Below are 22,859 nucleotides of genomic sequence, written 5' to 3' on the forward strand. Positions count from 1 at the left end.
ATTTACTTCAGCACCTGCTGAACAAGTTTGATCATCAGCCTGAACGAAGTGTCCGGATAGGCTACCTGATTGACGGTTCCCGTGACAAACAGGTCTTTCGACGGGCTGTAATAAGCCAAGGCACCCGAAAGCCCCGAATGTCCGATGAGTTCTGGAATCGCACCTGTAGGATCGAAAAACCAAGGCAATTTAAAGCGATGTATGCCTATCCCCGATTGCATCGGAAAGAATATCTTATTCCAAATACGCATCTCGTCAATGTATGTTGTCGGAAAAAACACACCGCCAAAGAAGGCTTCCAGAAAAACCATCATTTCCTTGGAAGTAGAAACAATGCCACCGTCAGGCCCGAACGAAGCCATGGCCTTGGGGATATGCAAGGTATTCGATTTGTAATATAGTGTCTTCGGGCGTTCGTCGTTCTCGTCCCGATACAGGTAGGTTTTCTTTAGACCCAAAGGTTCAATAATCAATTCTTCAAACACGCGATCGATTTCCTTACCCGAGAGAATCTCAAGGATCCGTCCCAACAACTGGTAATTGGTATCCGCATAATGTGCTTTGCCTTTTGTCCCTGGTGCGAACGGAGCCTTCAACTCCTTGCTCCGCGAAATGGCCTGCTCGAAACTCCACTTGCGGTCAACCCCTCGCAAGAGCATCTTTTCAAGGCTGTCACCCTTATCGTCTTTCTTTTGAAAATAATCCGGTATGCCCGATGTATGGGCCAACAGGTGGGCAATGGTAATATTGTTCGAATAATCCTTTCCTTTATATACACACAACCCACTGACGATATCAGCATCAAGGAATTTAGTCAGTTTATCATCCAATGATAGCAAACCCTTAGTGCGGTACTGCATGATGACCGCCGTAACAAACAACTTCGTCGTGCTGGCAATAAAATAGGGCTGCTCGGTCTGTAGATTACCAGAAGCACCGCACCACATTTGTCCTTGGTATGTGATACAAAACGAAGTCCCGAACACTTTTTTGTGGTCAGTGGCTGTATCCAATATCGCCTGTAGTCTTTGCTGCTTTGATTTCATGTCACAAATCAATTAATCTATCGTGATAATAACATTTCCGTCTTCTGCCCGGTTTCGACATAGCGGTATGCTTCCACAATATCGTCAAGAGCGTACTTCCGGTCGATCACCGGCCGGAAACTTCCCTGTTGTGCCAGATCCCGCAGGTAAAGCATATTATCCCTGCGCATCACCGGCAACGGGAACAAGACCCGCCTACCACCAAAGAGCGGTGTGGTCAACGCCAGTCCGATATTCTCCGAACGCTTTCCCAATTCCGTGGATATATAAATCCCCTTGGGTTTCAGCAATGGTTTACATTGGCCGAAGGAACTTTTGCCTACCGCATGGAATATGAAATCAAACCGACGATCGGTCTGGGTGAAATCCTGCGTCTGATAATCGATTACCTCATCTGCGCCCAATTTGCTCCACTACCTCGCCCGCAAACTCACAACCGAGCACAGGGTTCTTAGGACGGAGAAGTCCGCTGAACAACCGCGAGATGAAGTATTACGCACTACGGAAGCCACAATCCGTACGGTTGACTGTACCGGCACGAACACGAATCAGAACATCGTGTTCACCAAGCTCAGGCTTGGGAATATCTCCGATGCTGACCACTTCCGGACCGCCGTAGCGCGTATGTAGGGCAACTTTCATATCAGCCTACCTTGATCGCTATTCGTTTTCCTCGTCATCGCCGTCATCCCCTTCGTCATCCCCCATATCCATGGCCGCCATGCCGCCCATCATGATACCCAACAATTTCATTCCGTAATTCATGTCGGTCAGGGCATACAAAGGCTCCGTTTTCTTAGGTACAAGCATGGTATCGCTAATCGGTGCCTTTTTCACCTCTACCATTTCATAAACCATCGTGGGTTCCGCTCCGTTAGTAAGGTAGATATCGATGCGCATGATACCGTTGTCCTCCGGCAGGTAATAAGGATGCGAGAAATTGATTCCCTTGGGGAGATCCTTACTGGTATACACCACAAGCTTATGTACCTGCACACTTGGGATTCCCATGGGCGAATCTGTCCCAGACTGCAGCGACTTTGGCGTGTAAGTGGACATTGCGCAGGTATACCCAGCTACGTCTGCTGTCTTTGGCGAACGCTCTACGTTGAAATTATCGGCCGTGATACGTTTGTCATCCGTGAACAGCGCATCATATCCCTGCGACGGCTTGTATGCCGCCGTAACTGCTTCCCCGGGTTGGATCAATGAAACGGTATAGAGGAATGCTTCATCCGATTGCTCGTTATGGTAATGCTGGATTTCGTAACCCAGTCCCCGGGTTTTTACAAAAGCAACCTTACCCTTGACATGAATGGTCGCTTTCGGCGGTGTCATGACCATGGCCAATCCCATCATCGGGTTCTGTTCCATCAGGATTTGCATCCGGGCGAGGTCCTGTGCCGGAATGGTCTTGTATAGCGTTGCTAGCTGCTCCTGAATATCTCCCTTTTCGTAATCGATTTTTTCTGTGACCCGGCTCAGATCCACCCCGGCCATGGTAACCCGCGTGGTCAGGGTTCCCTCGAAGTCCGATTGGGCAAACAGTGAACCGTTGCAGCATAACGTAAGGAGGACTAAAATTGTGCTAAGTAATTTCATGTGTTATCTGTTAACCTATACAAACCTATTGTTTTTCTTTCAGTAGTAGCAAAGGGACTTCCGATTTATCCAGCAGCTTCCGGCTTACGCTCCGATGGAACAACCCTTCAAAAAATCCGTAGGATTTAGGAACCGTTATTACTAGCCCCGCTTCCTCGTCTTCCGCAAAATCGGCAATCTCCTCCGCAATATCTTCCCCCTCCTCATAATGGTACGAAGGGTTAAAGCCATCTAGCAATTCGTGCATCTTATACTGCTCCGGTATCATATCCGGATCAAACCGCTTACCCTCCAAGGCCACATTCAGCACCAACAGCTTCGCCTGAAACCTGTCCAGCCACCAGCCGATTTCCGATACCGGCTTACTTCGGGTTACCTTTTTGAGGTCACAAGCAAACACGATCTTTTCGATAGCTTCAAATTTAGCCTCTTTCGGTACGATCAATAGCGGTACCGGGCAGGAGGTTGCTAAACTTACCGTATTGCTCCCTACAAAGAATTTTTCCAATCCGCTTTTGCCTGTGGTGCCTACCACCACAAGCCCCGTACGCCATTGTTCGGCAAGCTGCTCTACCCCGAGCTCCAATGGCATCCCATTCGCCACCAGATCGATGGCGATACCGCTGTCACTTCCAATCACCAAGCCGATTTCCCGCTCCACGATTTCCAGAGCCAACAGACTTCCCTCATGCGCCAGGGGCGTGTCCGTTTCGGCAACCGGAACATCCGTAGCCGCAGGAGCATTGTCGTACGAATGATAAAGGACGATACGCTTAATCCCGATGGATTTCGATAATCCTGCAGCATACCGGGCTGCGTTCATCGCAGCCTCTGAAAAGTCGGTGGTAATAATTATAGCTTCCATCCCTTTCAATGTTTTTAATTTCCTTTTGTGTTTGTAACTTCTTCTTTCACCACCGTCAGGTCGACCTGATTAGCGTTGAGGCCATGACACAGCTCAATCCATATATTCGATTCCGGGGTACGGATCAGGAATTGTTTGTACTTATAAGGACGAGGGTCGTACATATCCGATACGTATGCAGGCTGCTCCTTGTCAAGGAGTTCGGATGCCGAAGCTGGTAGCCCACCTGAGTAGAACTCCACTCCACCAAGATTTTCGATAACCTTTTTGTACTCACTGACCAAATAAGTGTCTTCAAACACGTCTCCCTCTTTAAATACCGAGGTGTAATAATATTGGCCACTTACTTTCCTGATTAGGCTGTCGTTGTAAAAGAAGTATTTTTCTTCCAAAAATTTGGTCTTCTCACCTGCATGGCGGTATCCCAAGGGAGCCGACAAATATGGAAATTCGCCAACTTCAGATGTCGAGACAGGTATCTGATCGAGGTTGAACCCAAAGGCTGTCTTTAACTTTGCATCCGATTTCAATTGTAGCGTATCGACATCTCCGGTTTTATGCGCTTGACGATCAGTGGTTTGATTACAAGAACTTGCACTGACAAGTAGCGCAACAAATGGAATAAAGTATGTTTTCATTTATTGGATTTTAACTGGATAAACATAATCACCTTATGTTAGTATAGTTTTTTTAAATCGTTAAATTAAAGTAAAAAGAATTACATCTTTTATTTCTAAGCCATAGTTCGATTATTAGAATTCTTAAGGTTAGGGGCATTATGCGCGCACCTAACAGTAATACGCTGTCTTTATGCAAAATTAATATTTAAGTAATATTAAAACAGCAATTTGTGTGGATTAGCGATATCTAAATGGACTATAAACAGGTATCTGATATAGAATTATGGCAAGGCTGTCGGCAGGATGACCTGCAGGCGTATAATGAACTATTTTCCAGATTCTATTCGAGGATGCTCCATCTTGTTTCCCGCTACGTGAGCGATACTATGAAAGCGGAAGAACTGTGCATGGATCAGTTGTTCCACATGTGGGTCAAACGGCAACATTACCGAAATAGACAGTTTATTTACAAGCTGAACAGAAAATATTTTGGTGATATACTTTTTGATAGACTCATTGTGGCAAATATTAATGCTGCTAAACGAAGAATCAGTTAGGAATATTATAAAAATCGTTAAAAAAAATAAAAAATATTTGGTTTTAAAATTTATATACTATATTCGCAATATATAGCAAAACCGGTTTTGCTAGAGTTATTTACTAATAACCAATTTTAAAAACAAAATGCCTCATACTGACAATTTATTTTTATGTGCTGATTTAGGCGGTACACATTGTTCATCGGGTCTTGTGCAGGTGTCATCTGGGTATGTCCTAGAAGGATCCTATTTCCGGGGGAATGTAAATAGCCTTGCGGAAAGAGGGCAGATCTTGTCTGAGATAAAAGAAACGATTGATAAGACGCTGAGCGCAGCCACGGTTCGTCCATCCAAAATTTTTATATCCTGTCCCGGTCCTTTCGATTATGAAAATGGCATATCTTTAATGGACGGCATGAATAAATATCAAGCCCTGCTACATGTTAATCTAAAAAAATTTTTTTCGGCTATCACTGGTGTTGATGTAGCGTCAATCTACTTTTATAATGACGCTTCGGCTTTTTTATTGGGGGAGGTTGTCAATAAAAAGATGGAAACTAGGCGCGTTGTAGGGCTGACCTTAGGAACAGGACTGGGCTCTTCGCTTTATGAAAATGGGACAATCGTAGATCTCAATTTAGGATCAGCAAGATTTCATACGGGCATCGTTGAAGATGTGATCTCGACCCGCGGGATGCTGTCGCATTTAAAAGAAGTATTTGGATCCGCGCCGGTAAGCAATATAAAAGACTTGGTACACCTGGATGGTCTGGATGAGTACAGAAAGGAAGCTTTTGGTTTCTTAAGCGAGCAGCTGGTTGCTTTCATTAAGGAATATATCTGTCCATTAAACCCTGATTCAATAATCATTGGAGGCAGTATTGCCAAAGCACACATCTATTTTTTTGATAAGCTCCGGTCTGCCCTTGATGTGGATCTGTCCCTTGCATCATTTGATGAACGCAACTTATTTCTTGGATTAACCCTTAAGACATTTAGTATATGAAACCCGTCTGGAAATTTACATTAATCGCTTCTTTGGGCGGCTTTTTGTTCGGTTTTGAAACAGCCGTAATCTCGGGTGCAGAACAGATTATACAGAAACTCTGGCATCTGGATGCTGTCCGTCACGGACTTACCGTATCGATCTCCCTGATCGGGACCATTATAGGAGCCATAGTCGCCGGACGTATGGCCGACCGTTATGGGCGCAAACCCGTGCTTTATTTTGTTGCCTCTTTATACCTGCTCTCGGCGTTGGGCTGTGCATTAGCTTCCATATGGGAACTTTTCCTGCTCTTCCGTTTGCTGGGCGGACTTGCTGTCGGCATCAGCTCTGTGGTCGGACCGGTATATACGTCTGAAATAGCGCCAGCAAAAGACCGGGGCAAACTTACAGGAACCTTTCAGATTATGATCGTACTTGGCATTTTTACTGCCTACCTGACCAATTTTCTCTTTATGAGCGTTGAATCTGCCGGCTGGCGATACATGCTCGGTATCATGGCGGTTCCTGCCCTATTATTTGTGCTGTTATTGAATCTCATTCCCGAAAGTCCCAGATGGCTGCTGCAGCGCGGACAGGCCGATAAAGCGCGTGCAAGTTATCTGCGGCTAGAAACAGCGGCTGAGATGTTGGGCAACCAGCCCCAAATACCAGCTAAAAATGTCAGCCTATTTCAAAAAAGATATGCCAGGCCGATACTTTTTGCGGTTCTGCTGGCATTCTTCAATCAAATGACAGGGATCAATGCGATCTTATATTATGCCCCGCGGATCTTTGAAATGGCTGGTTTTAATGCAGAGCTGGCCTACCTTCAGCCTATTTTTATCGGCGGTACCAATTTGCTCTTCACCTTGGCCGGCATGAGCATTATCGATCGTTTTGGCCGGAAGAAATTGCTGCTGACGGGTGCAATCGGCATGTTCTTATTCCTGCTATTGGCTGCATTTGGCCTAAAAGGAGTAAATCCGCAGTTTTTACTTTTTTATATCATGGGATTTATAGCATCTTTTGCCTTATCACAGGGGGCTGTTATCTGGGTGTTTCTGGCCGAAATTTTCCCCAATGAGGTCCGCGCACAAGGCTCTTCACTGGGAAGTACGACGCATTGGCTGTTCGCGGCCATTATATCCTGGGTGTTTCCCATTATCGTAGAAGGGAGCGTGCTCGGCGGTTATTATGTTTTTCTTTTTTATGCACTGATGGTCGTTGCTTCGTTCGTTTTTATCCTATTTATGCCTGAAACGAAAGGTAAAGCACTTGAGGAAATAAATTGAGCCCTAATCATATTAAATAATTATTAATTCTCCATCATGATGCGATAGTGTAGTATAAACTTCTTAGTTTCGCTTTGCAAAACCGGTTTTCTATAGTCGTTTACTTGTTTTGACGACGATAAATATATTTTCAATAACACCCTATATTAAATTAGCTGAAATATGATAAAACAAATTAAAAATCTGTACAAGCCCCTATCCATAATGACGATTATGTTCACTTTTTGGGGCTGTAGCACGCAAAAACAACAAACCCATACTGCCCAAGACTGGGTGATGGGCGGTTTTGTTCGTCCAGCAGGGGTAAACCCAGTCATTGAGCCGGATAGTACGACAACTTTTATGGATCCCATGTATGGAAAAGCAGTGCATTGGGAGAATAATGACACTTTCAACCCCGCGGCCGTTGTAAAAGGCGATAGTATTTATGTGCTTTATCGGGCCGAAGATAAAACTGGTATAAAAATCGGACATCGGACTTCCCGGCTTGGACTTGCCTCGAGTGCGGATGGGACACATTTTAATCGCCGGCATACGCCTGTTTTTTATCCCGCAGATGATAGTCAGCGTGAATTTGAGTGGCCAGGCGGAACTGAGGATCCTCGGATAGCAGAAGCTGCGGATGGCACCTATGTGATGTTCTATACGCAGTGGAACCGAAAAGTACCCCGCTTGGGTGTGGCCACCTCAAGGGATCTTAAAAACTGGACGAAATATGGCCCTATTTTTAAAAAATCGAAAGTACTGCCTGACCTGGTCAACAGATCGCATAAATCCGCGTCGATCGTCACCAAACTGGAGCACGGCAAGCAGCTGATTGCTAAAGTAAACGGGAAGTACTGGATGTATTGGGGCGAGCATGGGGTATATGGCGCCACCTCAGACAATCTGGTAGATTGGGAACCGATTGTCGATGAAAGGGGTGAACTGAAAGCATTCATCTCTCCCAGGGAGGGGTATTTTGATAGTTCTTTAACAGAATGCGGCCCGCCAGCCATCCTGACAGATAAAGGAATCCTGCTATTGTACAACGGTAAAAACCATCCTGAAAAAGGAGATAAGCGGTTTAACAGAGGCACTTATTCGGCGGGGCAGGTTCTTTTCGACAGCAAAGATCCGGGTAAAGTATTGGCAAGGATGGACGTGCCTTTTTTAAGGCCCATGGAAGCGTTTGAAAAAAGCGGACAGTATGTAGACGGTACAGTGTTTATTGAAGGTCTTGTATATTTTCAGCAGAAATGGTTTCTCTACTATGGCTGCGCTGACTCAAAAGTAGGAGTGGCCATTTTTGATCCTGAGAAGCCAGCTGCTCTGGATCCGCTGCCTAAAGTGAAATAAGTTTAGATGTATATCGCCAAATTGAAGAACATCTACGTTTACAACATAATAACCATATAGAAATCTTATAGTATGATACAGCGTGATTTGAATGTACCCTACAAAAAAGCTTTAAAAGCGAGCTTGTTAGGGATTGCACTAATGACATCCGCGGCTTACGGACATGAGCGTTGGGACAATAGTCCCATACACGTGTCCATTGCCAAAGCTCCCGTCCAGATAAACGGACAAGTTGTGGATGCCGCCAATAATCCGATTGCAGGAGCTACTGTACAAATAAAGCGTACTCCATCCATCGGAACCAGTACGGACGGTACTGGAAAATTTTCCATTGCAGCAGAACCCGATGAAACGCTGCTGATATCTGCCACTGGCTATAAAAGTCAGGAAATCATGCTGGGGGGAAGAACAAACTTATCCATTATATTACAGGATAGTGTAGCGATGATGGATGAGGTGGTCGTGGTGGGATATGGTGTGCAGAAACGTGCTTCCGTAACAGGCGCTGTTGCTTCGATACAGGCCGATGAACTGATCAAGGTGAAAACACCGAATGTAACAAATATGCTGGCAGGCAGACTGCCGGGGATCCGCGCTGTACAGCGCAGCGGTGCTCCGGGCGATGATGGTGCCTCGGTGGATATCCGTGGATACGGCAGCATGCTTGTTATCGTCGACGGTGTACAACGGGATTTCGCGCAGGTCGATCCAAATGATATTGAATCTATATCGATATTAAAGGACGCTGCTGCTGCGGTGTACGGGTTTAAAGGCTCAAACGGAGTATTACTGGTCACTACCAAAAAAGGGACTAACGCGAAAACCAAAGTGGAATACAATGGGTATTACGGCATCCAGCAGGTAACCCGCTATCCACGCATGATGAACGCTTACGAATATGCATCACTGTATAATGAAGCGATCTATAACACCAATCCGTATACAGGGGTGCCTGCCTATAGCCAAGAACAGCTCGATAGTTATAAAAGCGGATCGCAAGGTACCGACTGGTGGGATGCCATGGTACGGAACAATGCTCCACAGAGTTCGCACAATGTCAGCATCTATGGCGGGAATGATAAGGTCAAATATTATAATTCCGTCGGATATGTAGATCAGGGGGGGATTTTGAAATCAGATGACTGGAACTTCAAAAGGTATAATTTACGTTCCAATATAGACCTGAATGTCGCGCCAAATTTTACGGTCGGATTTAAATTGACAGGGCGTCTTCAAGACCGTGAGAAACCATATGGCGCTGATGATCTGTTTACCCAGGCTCAGATGGCTATTCCGATTTATAATATTTATGCCAACAATAATCCGGATTACTGGCAGGCAATCGGAAATATGGCCAATCCTATCCATAGTTCCTACATTGATAATAGTGGCTATGAGTCACGCCTGAGAAGAGAGTTCAATGGCTCGCTGGACCTCAATTGGAAGCTGCCTTGGGTATCCGGTCTTTCATTGCGCGCCATGGTGGCTTATGACTACAAAAATAGCGAATGGAAAACCTGGCAAAAAGCTCTGAGCGATTACCAGTATAATCAGACGAATGAACAGTATACGGAGGTCGCTTTGCGAAAAAAGGCCAGTCTAGAGTCCAAGATGGAAAATCTGTATATGCCCACACAGCAGTATTCTATCAATTACAACCGTGTATTTGGACAAAAACATGATGTAAGCGGTTTACTGTTATGGGAGGCTTATCATGACCGCTTGACCGATATTCTAGGATTTAGGGAATCTTCCATCGGTATCATTGACGATATCAGTAAGGGGGACACCGAGAACCAGCATACAAGCGGCAAAAGTGTGGAAACGGCTCACGCTGGTCTTGTGGGACGGTTTAATTATGCCTATGATCGAAAATATCTGCTTGAACTGAATTTTCGCTATGATGGGTCTTATAAATTTCGACGCGACCGGAGATGGGGTTTTTTCCCGGGGGTGTCGGCCGGCTGGCGGATTTCGGAAGAGAAATTCTTCAAGGAAAACCTCTCCCACTTTGACAATGTAAAAATCCGGGGTTCATACGCCAAAGTCGGCGATGAGGGAGATTTTTCTGCATTCCAATATCTGGATGGATATGTTTATGGCGGAAGTTATGTACTGGGGACTGGTGGCTTATCTTCGGGGCTGAGAAGCAGTGGGATGGCTAATCCTTGGTTGACATGGTATGAATCTAATATCATGAATTTAGGGTTTGAAGCTTCTTTTAAAAATGGATTGATCAATACTGAGTTCGACTGGTTTAGAAGGGAACGTTCTGGATTACCGGCGACAAGACAAGGTACTTTTCCGACAACATTTGGCGAGTCTATGCCACAGGAAAATCTAAATTCTGATATCAATACTGGATTTGAATGGACTGTCGGCCATAAAAACAAGATCGCTGATTTTGCCTATAATGTTTCGGCTAATTTTTCCGTTACACGGATTCGATATGGCTATGTTGAACGTGCCGCGTCAACCAATCTTTACGATAACTGGCAGAACAATAATAACGATAGAAATAAAGATATCCGATGGGGAAAGACGGTCTTAGGCCAATTCTCATCTTATGAGGATATCTTAAACTCTCCCGTTCAGGATAATAATGGCAACCGTTCTCTGCTTCCGGGTGATTTAAAGTTCAAAGATGTAAATGGCGATGGGATCATAGACGGCAACGATGTGGAACCAATTGGGCACGGTGCAACGCCAAGAATGTATTATGGTCTTAATCTAGGAGCTAATTATAAGGGCTTTGACATGACGTTATTCTTTCAGGGGGCCGCAGGTCATGACATCTACATCAGCGGTGATATCCTCGATCCATTTATACAGCAGGGACTCGGCAATGGCTTTGCTTTTATGACCGACCGATGGCATCGCGCAGATCCTTCGGATCCCAATAGTGAGTGGATCCCCGGAACTATGCCGGCTGCTCGTGTAACAGGGCAGGTAGACAACAGATCCGATAACTCATGGTCCTTACATAAAGCGGATTATCTGCGCTTAAAAACTTTGGAAGTTGGATACTCGCTCCCAAAAAGCTGGATACAGTCTTTAAAAATTGACCGGTGCAGAATTTATTTCAATGCCAATAACTTGCTGACTTTTACGGGAAGCGATGAATTATTAAAAAATATAGACCCTGAAAGCAATCAAAGCCGATTACGTTATTATCCGCAATTGAGAACATTCAACTTGGGTGTTAATTTAGTTTTATAAAAACCGTTATACTATGAAAATGAAATATTTCAGTCCTCTCTTTGTGAGTTGTGCACTTACACTGAGTTTATATAGCTGTAATGATTATCTGGATCGGGAACTCACTAGCGGTGTCATAACTTCTGATTTGATCTGGGAAAGCCCGCAGGCGATACAGTCCGTGCTGGTCACCATGTACGATGAAGGATTAAGATTAGATGAATTTGACGACTGGTTTACAGGGAAATCTAATCTGCTCAACTTGACTTCCTTGTCGGACGAAGCCACAGGGGCGTACCAGAAGGATTATGCGTTCAGTAATGCCAATTCGATATATACCTATAGTGATTATGTATTTGAAGATCCGTTTGCGACCAGATACGTACAGATACGCCGCACCAACGACTTCCTCAAGAAGCTGAACGAGACTGCTGTCCTGAGTACGGAAGAAAAACGTGTGATCGACGCTGAAGCACGCTGGATAAGGGCAATGCAATATTTCGGACTGGTTAAACGCTATGGAGGAGTTCCTCTGCTGACAGTGCCGCAAGAATATGTGCCCGGTGATTTTGAAGGATTGCAGGTGCCAAGAAATAAGGAGTCAGAAGTGTATGATTTTATTATCGCTGAGTGTAAGGCAATCAGTGATATCCTTCCCGTATCGAGAACTGCTGAAAGTAAATATAGGGCATCTAAAGGTGCCGCGCTTGCTCTATGTTCGCGAGCTGCGCTTTATGCTGGTTCAATTGCAAAATATGGTTCGAACGCCAATTTAAGCGGTGAGGCGGTCACACGTGGATACGTGGGAATAGCATCCAGTGAGGCAACGCGGTATTTTACGGAATCATACAATGCTTCAAAAGCATTGCTGGACGCAGGTACCTATAGCCTTTACAATAAAAATGCCGACAAAGCGGAGAATTTCTATGAACTGTTTTCCAAAAGTGTAAATGGTGACAATGGGGAATATATCTTTCAGAAAACATTCAATGTTTCAGCGGGAAAAGGTCACATGTGGGATAAGATGAATGCTCCTTTTTCCTATCGCGGTGACGGATGGGGATGCGGTGTAACTCCTACGCTTGAAATGGTCGAAGCATTTGAATACAGCGATGGAAGCCCCGGTAAATTGGCCTTAAAAAATACGGATGGGACACCACGTAGTTTTGATAGTCCCTACGATCTTTTCGCTGGCAAGGATCCGCGTCTATTTGCTTCCATTTATGTACCCGGAGCTCCTTTAAAGGGCAGCAAGGTCGAATGGATACGGGGGGTGATCAACGGACAGAATGGCTCGGGACAAAAATATCAGGCACAGAATCAGCCGGACAAAGATAATACGGCTACAATCGATGGTGTAAGATACAATACTTCCGGCAAAGATGGCGGTGCGGACGTGGGGGATGCTTCAAAAACGGGGTTTTATATGCGGAAGTTTTTTGATGAAACGCTTACGGATATGACTAATATTGATGCCAAACGCTCGGAAACACCTTGGGTAGTATTTCGCCTTGGTGAGATATATCTCAATCTTGCCGAGGCCTGTGTAGAGCTCGGCGGAAGAGACGCAGAGGCTCTCCAGGCGGTTAATGCCATTCGTTCGCGGGCCGGGATCCAGCCTCTTGAAGCGATATCCGTCGCTAAAGTAAGACAGGAGCGAAAGGTAGAACTCGCTTTTGAAAAGCTGCGTTTTTGGGACCTCAAACGATGGCGGGTCGCCCATCTGGACGAATCGCAAGGGGGGCTTACCAATTATAGGGGTACAGCACTATATCCTTGGTTCAATGTCAAAAGCAAGAAGTTTACTTTCGAAACCGGTGTTCCGCCCAAACAAAAAAGATTGTTTCTGGAAAGAAACTATTATATCCGCATCAGCCCAACGGACCTGAGCACAAACCCGCAGCTGGTTCAGAACCCGGGCTACGGTAACTAATTGAAACGTATAAAATTATGATAAGTATGAAGAATATTTTTTTTATGCTCGGTGTTATGCTGATGGCTGTCATGAACAGTTGTGAAAATGAGATCGATAATCTGGAGGCTCCTAATGGTGGACTGCACGGTACCGTATATGATATGGAAACAAACACGCCTATTCCGCTGCCCGTGGAGGGATCGGGTGGCGTACTGGTTTCTTTATTTGAAATAGGGACAAATGCGACTGCTTCTGTCGATTTCAGAGCGAACGCAGACGGATCTTATACCAATAATAGAGTGTTTAACGGGAAGTATAGGGTGGTCGTAAATGGTCCTTTTATAGGGGTTTGTGAAGGCTATACCACGGTTAATGGGCAGACGCAGTACGATTTGAAAGCTACCCCTTTTTCCCGTATTGCAGCGTCGGCGACCATTTCCGCAAGAAACCAGGTCGAAATAGCATTTAAGGTTGATAAGGCGGATGAATCCTTTACGTTGACCAATGTATCTGTCATGTGGAACTATACACCGCGAGTAGATGAAAATAATGCTAATTATGTCACAAAGACCGCTAAAGGCAAGATAGAAGAAGGTACACATGTCTTTGAACTGGCCAATGACAAACAATTTGTCGAGAACTTCTACAAAATCAAGGCAAATGGCAACAAAATCTACGTCAGGGTAAGTGCGACGGTAAACGGTGTCGTGAATTATAGTGATACCATAGAATTGATAGCAAATGACTGATCAAATAACACGCAAAGTGAAACCTACAAAAAATTCTCAGATGAAAAAAATGGTAATATTAGGTATAATAGGCTTGTCATTGGTCTCATGTAGTAAAAATGATACCAAGGTGGAAGAGCCGCCTGTAACTGGCATATCTGTCAAAACAATGACATATAACATCTATTCGGCGCAAAAAAAGGGTATAGAGGCTATCGCCGAAGTAATTAAGAAAAATGACCCCGAACTGGTGGGGCTGCAGGAGGTGGAGGTAAACTCCGCCAATCTGAATTTTGATACTGGGAAGCGCCTTTCGGAACTCACTGGAATGCCATATTATTATTTTGTTAAGGCACGTAACTTGGCACAAGGTGAGTATGGAAATTTAATCCTGTCTAAATTTCCCCTCAAAGAGACGAAAACATATTTGCTGGATGTACTTACATCGGAAGCCAATGCATACATTAGGGCGCTCGGAACTGTCAAGGTAAGCAAAGAAAATAAGGACTTTTATTTCGCCGTAACCCATCTGGATCATTTGTCCGATAATGCAAATAGGCTCCATCAAATTGATCTGATCCGCCAATATACCAAAGATCTTGCATTGCCGGTCATTCTGTCCGCAGATTTAAATGCCAAACCTACGGAAGAAGCCTATAAAGTGCTGACCAAATGGTTTACATCTGGATGCCTCAATGGATATTGCGGTTTTACGGCTGGGACGCCTAAGCCTGATGGAACCATAGATTATCTGATGTATGCGCCAGCAGATGCAGCAGTGACAGAGACATATGATGTTGATTATAGTTCTTATTCGCAATCTGATCATTTTCCGGTCGTTGCAAACTTTTTGATCAAAAATCCATAAAATTTTTACCTAACAAACCATGACAATAATTAGTTTTTTTAAACGGTCAGGTGCCAGAAACCTCTGCTTTGCGGCATTGATGGCATTCAGCGTGGGCGTTGTGAGCTGTAATAAAGATCAAGGCAGTGACATGTCTTACCCTGATAAAACTGATGGGGCTCAAATTACACAGTATACGCCGATCTCCGGAGGGTCCGCAACTGAGATATCGCTGTACGGAAGCAACTTTGAAACAGATCTGACAAAAATTAAGGTGACCATAAATGATAAGGACGCGGCGGTATTGAGTTCAAATGGACGTATCATTACGGCCCGCATTCCACAGAATGCCGGTTCTGGAAAAGTCAAATTGACCATTGGCGGGAAAGAATATATTTACAAACAGGCTTTTGAATATGGCTACCAGACTGTAGTCTATACGTACTTGGGAAGTACCAAGGACGATATGGATGGGGACTATGCCCAAGCCAAATTGTCGGGGCCACGATATTTGAAATGGAGCAAGGATAATGCGCTTTATTTTGTCGAAGAGGGGGCGAGCAGCCGAGATAACTTCGCAGCACTCCGTGTAGCATCAAATAACAATGTGACGACCTTACTCAAGGCTTCTGAAAGTACGCTGTTTGAACGCCTCCGGTCTTTTGACTTTTCAATGGATCAGAGTACATTGTTTCTTACTAATGACAATAACGCAAATGGCTCCATGGGCCTTGGCAAAATGACGAGATCTTCAGGTAAGTACAACAATTTGACAGCTTTGTCAGCTCAAGGGGGATTAACCGCTGTCGCAACTAACCCAGTGACAGATGAGGTATTCGTGGGAGTATATTCCGGGGGAAAGATATGTCGATTAAAACCCGACGGTAGTCTGGAGGGACTGTTTGGTGTCAATTCAAAAAATGTGAATATCATGGACATCATTTTCTCTAAGGATGGTCAAACCATGTATATTTCTGGCGCTTACAATGCACACAGTGTTTATCGTGTGCCTTATGACATAAGCACCAAGAGTTTTGGAACAGTACAGGTACTTGCTGGACCAAATGCCAATACAACGGGGAATGCGGAGGGAAATGGAGAATCTGCCCGATTTAATACACCTGCACAAATGGATCTGGATAACGATGGAAACTTATATGTTGCCGATCGTAAAAACCATTGTATTCGAAAAATTACGACCAACGGTACGGTAACTACTTATGCGGGTATTGCAGGTACAAATGGCCTGCAGAATGGAAATGCTTCATCAGCAAAATTTTATGAGCCCGAAGGCCTGCAATTTGGTCCTGACGGAGCATTATACGTCGCTGATACCTGGAATCACGTTATTCGAAAAATAGTTATAGAATAACTACAATATGTTTTACCAAATTCTTACTTAAATTAAAGAATAGGATCATGATGATAGCTTTATCTACAGCAAGAAATTTAAACTTGCGTCTCTTGCTGTTTGTTTTAATAGCCGCTCTTCTGGTGGCAGTTAGTGCTAACGAAACTTCTGCTCAAAAATTGAGCGGTGAAGTTGAGATCAAAACGATGACCTACAACATCTATAGTGCTCGAAAAATGGGTATTGAAGCTATTGCAGCGGTAATCAGAAAGGTCAACCCCGATGTGGTCTCTCTACAAGAAGTAGAACGCAATACCGATGTGAATCCGATGGATTTTCCAAAGGAAATAGCGGCGTTGACGGGAATGAAATATTATTTTTTTGCACATGCGCTTACCCTGAAGAAAGGGGACTATGGCAATGTTATCCTTTCAAAATATCCGCTTTTGCAAACAAAGTCCATTCATCTGGGGGTTGCTAATGATGGGGATGATACGCGATCTTTTGGATATGCGCTCTTGGAAAAGGATGGTAAACAGTTTTATTTCGCCACAACTCACCTGGGCTATAAAAAGGACGATGCCACCCGTTTAAAACAGATCGCTGAAATTTTGAAGGAAATTAAAAACTTAAAGCAGCCGATCATTTTAGGCGCTGACCTGAATTCACGGCCTAATTCGCAGACGATGCCAGCTTTGCAGAAATGGTTTACTTTACCTTGTCAAATCTCAAATTGTGAATGGACCGTACCGACTCCAAAACCGACATATACCTGTGACTGGTTAATATATGCACCTCACCAGGCTTTTAAAGTTAAGGACTACGCAGTTCAATTTTGGGCGGACAAAGAGTCAGACCACTATCCAGTTGTGGGAACATTTAATCTGAAATAGTCTTAGTGAACGATATAGTCGTAATTGTTTCATGTTAACCAAAAGATATAAATTGTGAGAAAATTAATTTATGGACTGCAGCTGGCACTTCTGTCCACCTGCATCTTTGCAGCTTGTGCGAAAGATTTAGCAAAGTCATCACCGGCTGACGAAACGCTGTCCTTACCAACCGAAGTACAAAGTTCAGCAACAATAGCCGGAAGCGGGGGGTACGTCATGATGACTTTTAATATCCGGCAGGATGCGCCCGATGTGGGAAACCGTGCATGGACGGTCAGGCGATCTTTGGTCAAAGAAAGAATCTTGGAACATGACTGTGATGTAGTCGGGGTTCAGGAAGCTTTAGGAAATCAGATGGACAACATGGCCTCAGATCTACAAGGCTACAGCAAAGTGGGCACAGGACGAGAAGGAAATAGTTCTTCTGAGCACTCTGCCATATTTTATAAAAACACAAAATTTAATGCCTTGGAAAGCGGTACATTTTGGCTGGCGCCCGGAGCTCCCACAACCCCTACAGGGCCTGCCTGGGATGCTGCATACAAGCGCATTTGTACCTGGATAAAACTACAGGACAAACAGACGGCAATGACCTTTTATGTATTTAATACGCATTTTGATCATAAAGGTGCTGATGCTAAGGTTAATAGTGCGAATCTTTTGTTGACCTATATGCAAAACAAAATCGGCGATCTTCCGGCGGTACTGATGGGCGACCTAAATGCAAATCAAAATTCTGCCGCATATAGTGTGCTTAATAGTCCGTCATGGTTAGAAGAAAGCTGGAATATCGCTGGTTCTAAGTCGCCTGCATTACGTGTTACCGGTAATGGATGGAACATTAGCCCAAGCGGGGATAGTCAGATCGACCATATCTTTGTTACCGGTCAATGGTCAGTTTCCTCCAGGTTAGTCGATTGGTACCATAAAGATCCGGGAGAAATATTGCCATCTGATCATTTTCCTGTTATTGCCCGTTTAAAAATCGATGGAGTAAGTATTTTCAAAGATGCACACTATGGTGGTAAGGGAGTTTTCTTGCCGAGAGGGACTTATAACTTAGCTGATCTCAATGCCCGAGGCATTGAAAATGACTGGGCATCTTCGGCTAGAGTACCAAATGGGCTTACTTTGACGATCTATGAACACCAGAATTTCTTAGGGATCAACTGGGTGTTGACGACGGATACACCACTGTTTTCTCAATTAACACCATCGGGCAATGATAAGGCCTCTTCAATGAAAGTGCAATAATAACTGATTACACTCTTTTTTTTAATAATCTTCTTTCGATTAGTTATTGCTACCTATCGGAAGAAGATTATTTTAGTACTCATGATATCTTAAATTTGAGGAGTCTTTTTTCCCTTTAATACTATTCTATGTAAAACTTTTTCTTTCAGATGATTTTCTTGTTTTTATCACTGAGGGCAATACCACATGACTAGCATTATCCCTTGTTGGCTTTTCTATTTGCTTTAGCAATAATTTTATGATGTTATTACTTAGTTCTTCCAACGGCTGGCGTACGGCGGTGATCGTTGGAGAGATCAGGTTAAACGCCTCATGATCGTCAAAGGCCACAATTCCGAAATCCGTTTTCGTGTTAGTCGTTAGGTTATTTATTGCAGCCAATCCTGCTAGACAAAGATAATTGGTTGCAAAGATGATAGCATCCAGTTCCGGATTGTTCTCAAGAAAATCTTTAATAAGCTGCTGTTTGATTGCTTTTTTTGATTCAAACGGTATAAAGGCCACTTTAGGATCAATAGCTAATTTCACCATAACCTGTTCATAACCTGATAATCGCTCATGCATTTGGCTTTGTGTAGATTCGAGTGTAACGAATCCAATCTGACGAAAACCCCTATCATAAAGATGCATACAAGCTTCTATCGTTGCTTCCTTGTTGTTCGTTCCGACGAAATCTACCCCTTCGACCGGATCCCGATCAAATAGAACAATTGGGATATGTTCATCGACCATTTCTTTCACTATATTTTCTATTCCTTTGGTTGGCGCAATAATATAACCATCTAATTGGCTCCGTCTGAAAAAATTGATAATCTCAATGGCTGTATTGGTGTCACCGAGCGTACTACTATACATTATTCTATAACCTTTCGTTTTGGCTAGATTTTCGATCATAAGTGCTATTGGTCCAAAGAATGAGTCAGAAATATCTTCAACAATAAGTCCGATACTGTTGCTCCGTCCTGTTGCAAGGCTTTGCGCTAAGTGATGGGGATAAAAACGAACCTCTCTGACATAATCTAATACCTTAGTCTGTAATTCTTTACTGATGCGTCTCTCATCAGCTTTTCCGTTAATGATCAATGACACGGTTGACTTTGCAATATTTAAGTGTTTCGCAATGTCATTTATTGAGATCTTTTTATTTTCCATAAGTTCTGAAGCTTAAAAATATACATTTTTATTTCAAAAATGGAAGTTGAGTTGCATTTACACCCATTAATTTTGCAGAAACATTTCAATAGATAAATATACATAATTTGAATGCAAATCAAATTGTAAAGGAATTCAATTATCTTATTAAACAATTGTAAACCCCATAGTAGGACGAGACAAACAAAGCCTGTCCCGACTTTCGGGACAAGCTCTGCATCGCCATTGAAAAAACAATGAAACTCGATGCAAAATTAGCCTTGCAACTAAAATGGATCAAGATGTTTTATTTTTAAACATCTTGATTATTAGAATATTACCACCATTTCAGTGAGTAAGCAAATGAGCGAAAATGACTCACTGAATGACTCACTTTTTTATTGGGAATTCGTGTAAGTTTTGTAGATACTGAAAAACAAAAAATCCCGCAAACGTTTAATTTGCAGGCTTTTGTATGTTTTGACTTTTAGATGTGTAGCCCGTAGGGGAATCGAACCCCTGTTTCAAGAATGAAAATCTTGCGTCCTAACCCCTAGACGAACGGGCCGTTTTGTGTTTCGGTGTGCAAATATAGAAAGCTTTCTAAATATCACCAAATTTTTATAAAATTTTTATTCATTTTTTTCGGGGTGTATCCTAAGAACTTGTAAAATAGCTATATTTAAGGTTCATTGAAAAAAGTAACCAACATGACTAATTTAAAAAAAATCAAAAGACCATTACTCTATGCTGGCCTTAGCATGACGCTTTTGGGTCAAGGTGCCTTTGCACAGGATCGAGGCAGCAGCGCCGATCAGTTACAGGTCAGCTGGCAGGTAAAAGAAGGACAGAACATTCGAAAAAATCCGGTTTCGACGCTTATCCTCAAAAATAAAGGAAAAAGCAATCTGCAGCTCAACGACTGGAGTCTCTGGTTTAACTTTATCCGGTCCATCGACCCAAATGCCATTGATAAGCGCTTTGCCATTGCACACAGAAATGGAGATCTTTTCGAACTGAGCTTTCACAGATCTAATTTCATCCTGAAACCGCAGGACACCGTTCATATCGATTTTGTAACCACCGGACTGGTCAACTATACCGATGGCCCGATAGGCTTATACCTCAAAAATAACAGAAGTGGCAAAGCAACAGATGTTGTGGATTACGTAGCCAGCAAAACGGCTCCTCAATCAGAAACTGAAAAAGTCAACTACTTTGCTTATAAGTACGATCAGAATAAACTCGTAGACGGAGTTGCAGCACAGCCTATCATTCCGATGCCGGCCAGCATACAGACCGACAATACTAAAAAATTCACGCTTAAAGCAGGTACCAAATATTTCGTCGATAGCGGTTTTGCAAAAGAAGGTGCTTTCCTAACCGATTTCCTGAGCAGATATACGGGGATCCACCTTTCGAATAGTCGGGAACAAGAAAGCAGTATCCGTATAATCAAGACCAAAGGCTTAAAACCAGAATCTTACCGCCTTACAATCGACGCTGCCGGTGTCCGCATAGAAGCCACGGACAACGCTGGCGCTTTCTATGCTATCCAGTCCTTAAAGTCACTACTCAACCATCAGCAATGGCACAAAACAGCAAAGTCAATTGCTTTACCACACAGCCGGATCGAAGACAGTCCCCGTTATGGCTACCGCGGTTTTATGCTGGACGCAGCGCGCAACTTTCACAGCAAGGACGAAGTGTTGCGCATCCTTGACCTGATGGCTACATATAAACTGAACAAGTTTCACTTCCATTTTATTGACGACGAAGGCTGGCGCCTGGAAATCCCTTCGCTGCCCGAGCTCACAGCTGTCGGAGCCAATCGTTCAACGGATTTTGAAAGTGGAAAGGCCATCCAGCCGGCATACGGATCTGGAGCTGGAACCCGCTCAAAACAGTATTATACCGTGGCTGATTACATGGAGATCTTACGATATGCACAGGCAAGGCATATAGAGGTCATCCCCGAGGTAGAGACACCGGGACATGCCAGAGCAGCCATCAAAGCGATGCGTGCACGCTATGAACACTTTATGAAGAATGGTAATAAGCAGAAAGCGGAGGAGTTTTTGCTTGACGACGCAGCGGACAAGTCCGTCTATAACTCGGCGCAAAACTGGAACGACAACGTCATGAACCCAGCCTTGCCCTCTACCTATCATTTTTTGAGCACTGTCGTCGACGAAATCAAGGCCATACACGATAAAGCCGGCGTGCCACTGAAAATCATCGATCTCGGCGGAGATGAAACTCCCAGTGGCGTCTGGGAAAAATCACCTAAAGTGGCCGCCTTCATGCAACAGAACAACATCAGCAACGTACTGGATGTATGGCCACTATACATTGCCAAAATCAACAAATTGGTGCAGGAAAAAGGGCTAACAATGTCTGGCTGGGAAGAAATGGGTATGCGCAACAAAGGGAAAGGCATGGAAGTCAATGCCGACTTGGGCACATCGGGTATACAGCTCAATGTCTGGAACAACCTGCCCGGGCAAGGACAGGAAGATCTGGCTTACCGTCTGGCCAACGCCGGCTACAAGGTGGTTTACACCAGCGCCGCCAACAACTATCTCGATATGTCGTGGGACCGCGACTTTGCAGATCCCGGACACAGCTGGGTAGGCACCGTCAATCTGAATAAAACGTACTCATTTGCACCGGAAAACTTCTTCATCAACCTGCGTAAGGACGATACGGGAAAAGATCTGGTAAAAGAAGCTTATACCAACAAAGAAACGCTTACAGCCAGGGGCAGGCAAAATCTGCTGGGCATCAAGGGGGCGCTGTGGTCTGAAAAAGTCGCAACGGATCAACGCCTGGAAGAAATGATATTCCCACGGCTGATCGCCATTGCCGACCGCGCCTGGGGACCAGAACAGGCCTGGGAAAAAGGGGATTCGTTTGACGAAGCCGCTTACCGGAAAGCATATACGGCTTTTGCGAGAAAATTAGGAGAAGATGAACTGCGAAAGCTTGGACTCATAAATGGGGGCTACAGGTACCGCATGCCAAAAATTGGTGTCAAACAGGAAAATAATCAACTCTTGATCAATACCGATTATCCTGAATTTAAGGTTTACTATACGGATAATGGCAGCGTCCCGACAGCACAGTCAAAACAGGTGGATGGTAGTATTCCCTATCAGCAAGGCAAAAAATATCAGTTTAAAGTATTTGATACCGCAGGCCGGTCTAGCGATGTGATCATTTACTAGCACATAGCTTCGCGGGGCGGTTGGC

At 44.1% G+C, this 22,859-nt stretch carries 19 protein-coding genes and 1 tRNA gene; 12 read left to right on the plus strand and 8 right to left on the minus strand.

The window, feature by feature from the left end; all coding sequences use genetic code 11:
* Positions 1–2: 2 nt before the first annotated feature.
* The 6 genes from FGL37_RS07105 to FGL37_RS07125 all read right to left on the minus strand — a co-directional run bounded on the left by FGL37_RS07105 (position 3) and on the right by FGL37_RS07125 (position 4,151).
* Complete coding sequence (locus FGL37_RS07105) at positions 3–1,046, minus strand: serine hydrolase domain-containing protein (RefSeq protein WP_028069396.1); 1,044 nt, start codon at positions 1,044–1,046, stop codon at positions 3–5.
* A 17-nt stretch (positions 1,047–1,063) separates the two neighbouring features.
* Positions 1,064–1,450 (minus strand): zinc-binding dehydrogenase, encoded by a 387-nt coding sequence (locus FGL37_RS25530; RefSeq protein WP_028069397.1) that lies wholly within the window; start codon positions 1,448–1,450, stop codon positions 1,064–1,066.
* 88 nt (positions 1,451–1,538) lie between these two features.
* The gene (locus FGL37_RS25535; RefSeq protein WP_197734458.1) at positions 1,539–1,688 is read right to left on the minus strand and encodes a hypothetical protein; all 150 of its coding nucleotides are present in this window, start codon (positions 1,686–1,688) and stop codon (positions 1,539–1,541) included.
* A gap of 18 nt (positions 1,689–1,706) precedes the next feature.
* A complete protein-coding gene (locus FGL37_RS07115) occupies positions 1,707–2,648 on the minus strand; it encodes a hypothetical protein (RefSeq protein ID WP_028069398.1) in 942 nt (313 codons plus the stop codon).
* A gap of 25 nt (positions 2,649–2,673) precedes the next feature.
* The gene (locus FGL37_RS07120) at positions 2,674–3,513 is read right to left on the minus strand and encodes a universal stress protein (protein ID WP_028069399.1); all 840 of its coding nucleotides are present in this window, start codon (positions 3,511–3,513) and stop codon (positions 2,674–2,676) included.
* 14 nt (positions 3,514–3,527) lie between these two features.
* A complete protein-coding gene (locus tag FGL37_RS07125) occupies positions 3,528–4,151 on the minus strand; it encodes a hypothetical protein (protein WP_028069400.1) in 624 nt (207 codons plus the stop codon).
* Between the two features lie 233 nt (positions 4,152–4,384).
* Between FGL37_RS07125 and FGL37_RS07130 the strand changes: the two genes are divergently transcribed.
* From FGL37_RS07130 to FGL37_RS07180, 11 genes are all read left to right on the plus strand, one after another.
* The gene (locus FGL37_RS07130) at positions 4,385–4,690 is read left to right on the plus strand and encodes an RNA polymerase sigma factor (protein WP_028069401.1); all 306 of its coding nucleotides are present in this window, start codon (positions 4,385–4,387) and stop codon (positions 4,688–4,690) included.
* Between the two features lie 127 nt (positions 4,691–4,817).
* Complete coding sequence (locus FGL37_RS07135; protein WP_028069402.1) at positions 4,818–5,678, plus strand: ROK family protein; 861 nt, start codon at positions 4,818–4,820, stop codon at positions 5,676–5,678.
* Entirely contained in the window at positions 5,675–6,952 is a 1,278-nt protein-coding gene (locus FGL37_RS07140) for a sugar porter family MFS transporter (RefSeq protein ID WP_028069403.1), read from the plus strand. The genes FGL37_RS07135 and FGL37_RS07140 overlap by 4 nt, the downstream gene beginning before the upstream one ends.
* A 162-nt stretch (positions 6,953–7,114) precedes the next feature.
* Positions 7,115–8,290, plus strand: a complete 1,176-nt coding sequence (locus FGL37_RS07145; protein ID WP_037532750.1) for a beta-1,2-mannosidase — start codon at positions 7,115–7,117, stop codon at positions 8,288–8,290.
* A gap of 72 nt (positions 8,291–8,362) precedes the next feature.
* Positions 8,363–11,509, plus strand: coding sequence for a SusC/RagA family TonB-linked outer membrane protein (locus FGL37_RS07150; RefSeq protein ID WP_051606709.1), 3,147 nt, complete (start codon positions 8,363–8,365; stop codon positions 11,507–11,509).
* A 13-nt stretch (positions 11,510–11,522) separates the two neighbouring features.
* Entirely contained in the window at positions 11,523–13,421 is a 1,899-nt protein-coding gene (locus FGL37_RS07155) for a RagB/SusD family nutrient uptake outer membrane protein (protein ID WP_197734459.1), read from the plus strand.
* 26 nt (positions 13,422–13,447) lie between these two features.
* Entirely contained in the window at positions 13,448–14,152 is a 705-nt protein-coding gene (locus FGL37_RS07160) for a DUF3823 domain-containing protein (RefSeq protein WP_197734460.1), read from the plus strand.
* Between the two features lie 40 nt (positions 14,153–14,192).
* Complete coding sequence (locus FGL37_RS07165; protein ID WP_028069407.1) at positions 14,193–14,999, plus strand: endonuclease/exonuclease/phosphatase family protein; 807 nt, start codon at positions 14,193–14,195, stop codon at positions 14,997–14,999.
* Positions 15,000–15,018: 19 nt separating this feature from the next.
* The gene (locus tag FGL37_RS07170; protein WP_028069408.1) at positions 15,019–16,350 is read left to right on the plus strand and encodes an IPT/TIG domain-containing protein; all 1,332 of its coding nucleotides are present in this window, start codon (positions 15,019–15,021) and stop codon (positions 16,348–16,350) included.
* Between the two features lie 47 nt (positions 16,351–16,397).
* Positions 16,398–17,222, plus strand: a complete 825-nt coding sequence (locus FGL37_RS07175) for an endonuclease/exonuclease/phosphatase family protein (protein ID WP_197734461.1) — start codon at positions 16,398–16,400, stop codon at positions 17,220–17,222.
* A gap of 54 nt (positions 17,223–17,276) precedes the next feature.
* Positions 17,277–18,476 carry an endonuclease/exonuclease/phosphatase family protein gene (locus tag FGL37_RS07180; RefSeq protein WP_051606714.1) on the plus strand — a complete coding sequence of 400 codons (1,200 nt, stop codon included), beginning with the start codon at positions 17,277–17,279 and terminating at the stop codon, positions 18,474–18,476.
* A 126-nt stretch (positions 18,477–18,602) separates the two neighbouring features.
* Here FGL37_RS07180 and FGL37_RS07185 read toward each other — a convergent pair whose 3' ends face one another.
* Both FGL37_RS07185 and FGL37_RS07190 read right to left on the minus strand, forming a co-directional pair.
* Entirely contained in the window at positions 18,603–19,628 is a 1,026-nt protein-coding gene (locus FGL37_RS07185; protein WP_028069410.1) for a LacI family DNA-binding transcriptional regulator, read from the minus strand.
* A 475-nt stretch (positions 19,629–20,103) separates the two neighbouring features.
* Positions 20,104–20,175, minus strand: a tRNA-Glu gene (locus FGL37_RS07190).
* A gap of 142 nt (positions 20,176–20,317) precedes the next feature.
* On the opposite strand from FGL37_RS07190, the gene FGL37_RS07195 reads away from it, so the two are divergent.
* Positions 20,318–22,834 carry a family 20 glycosylhydrolase gene (locus tag FGL37_RS07195; RefSeq protein WP_051606716.1) on the plus strand — a complete coding sequence of 839 codons (2,517 nt, stop codon included), beginning with the start codon at positions 20,318–20,320 and terminating at the stop codon, positions 22,832–22,834.
* Positions 22,835–22,859 lie beyond the last annotated feature (25 nt).

Origin of the sequence: Sphingobacterium thalpophilum (genome assembly GCF_901482695.1) — a bacterium.
GTDB lineage: Bacteria > Bacteroidota > Bacteroidia > Sphingobacteriales > Sphingobacteriaceae > Sphingobacterium > Sphingobacterium thalpophilum.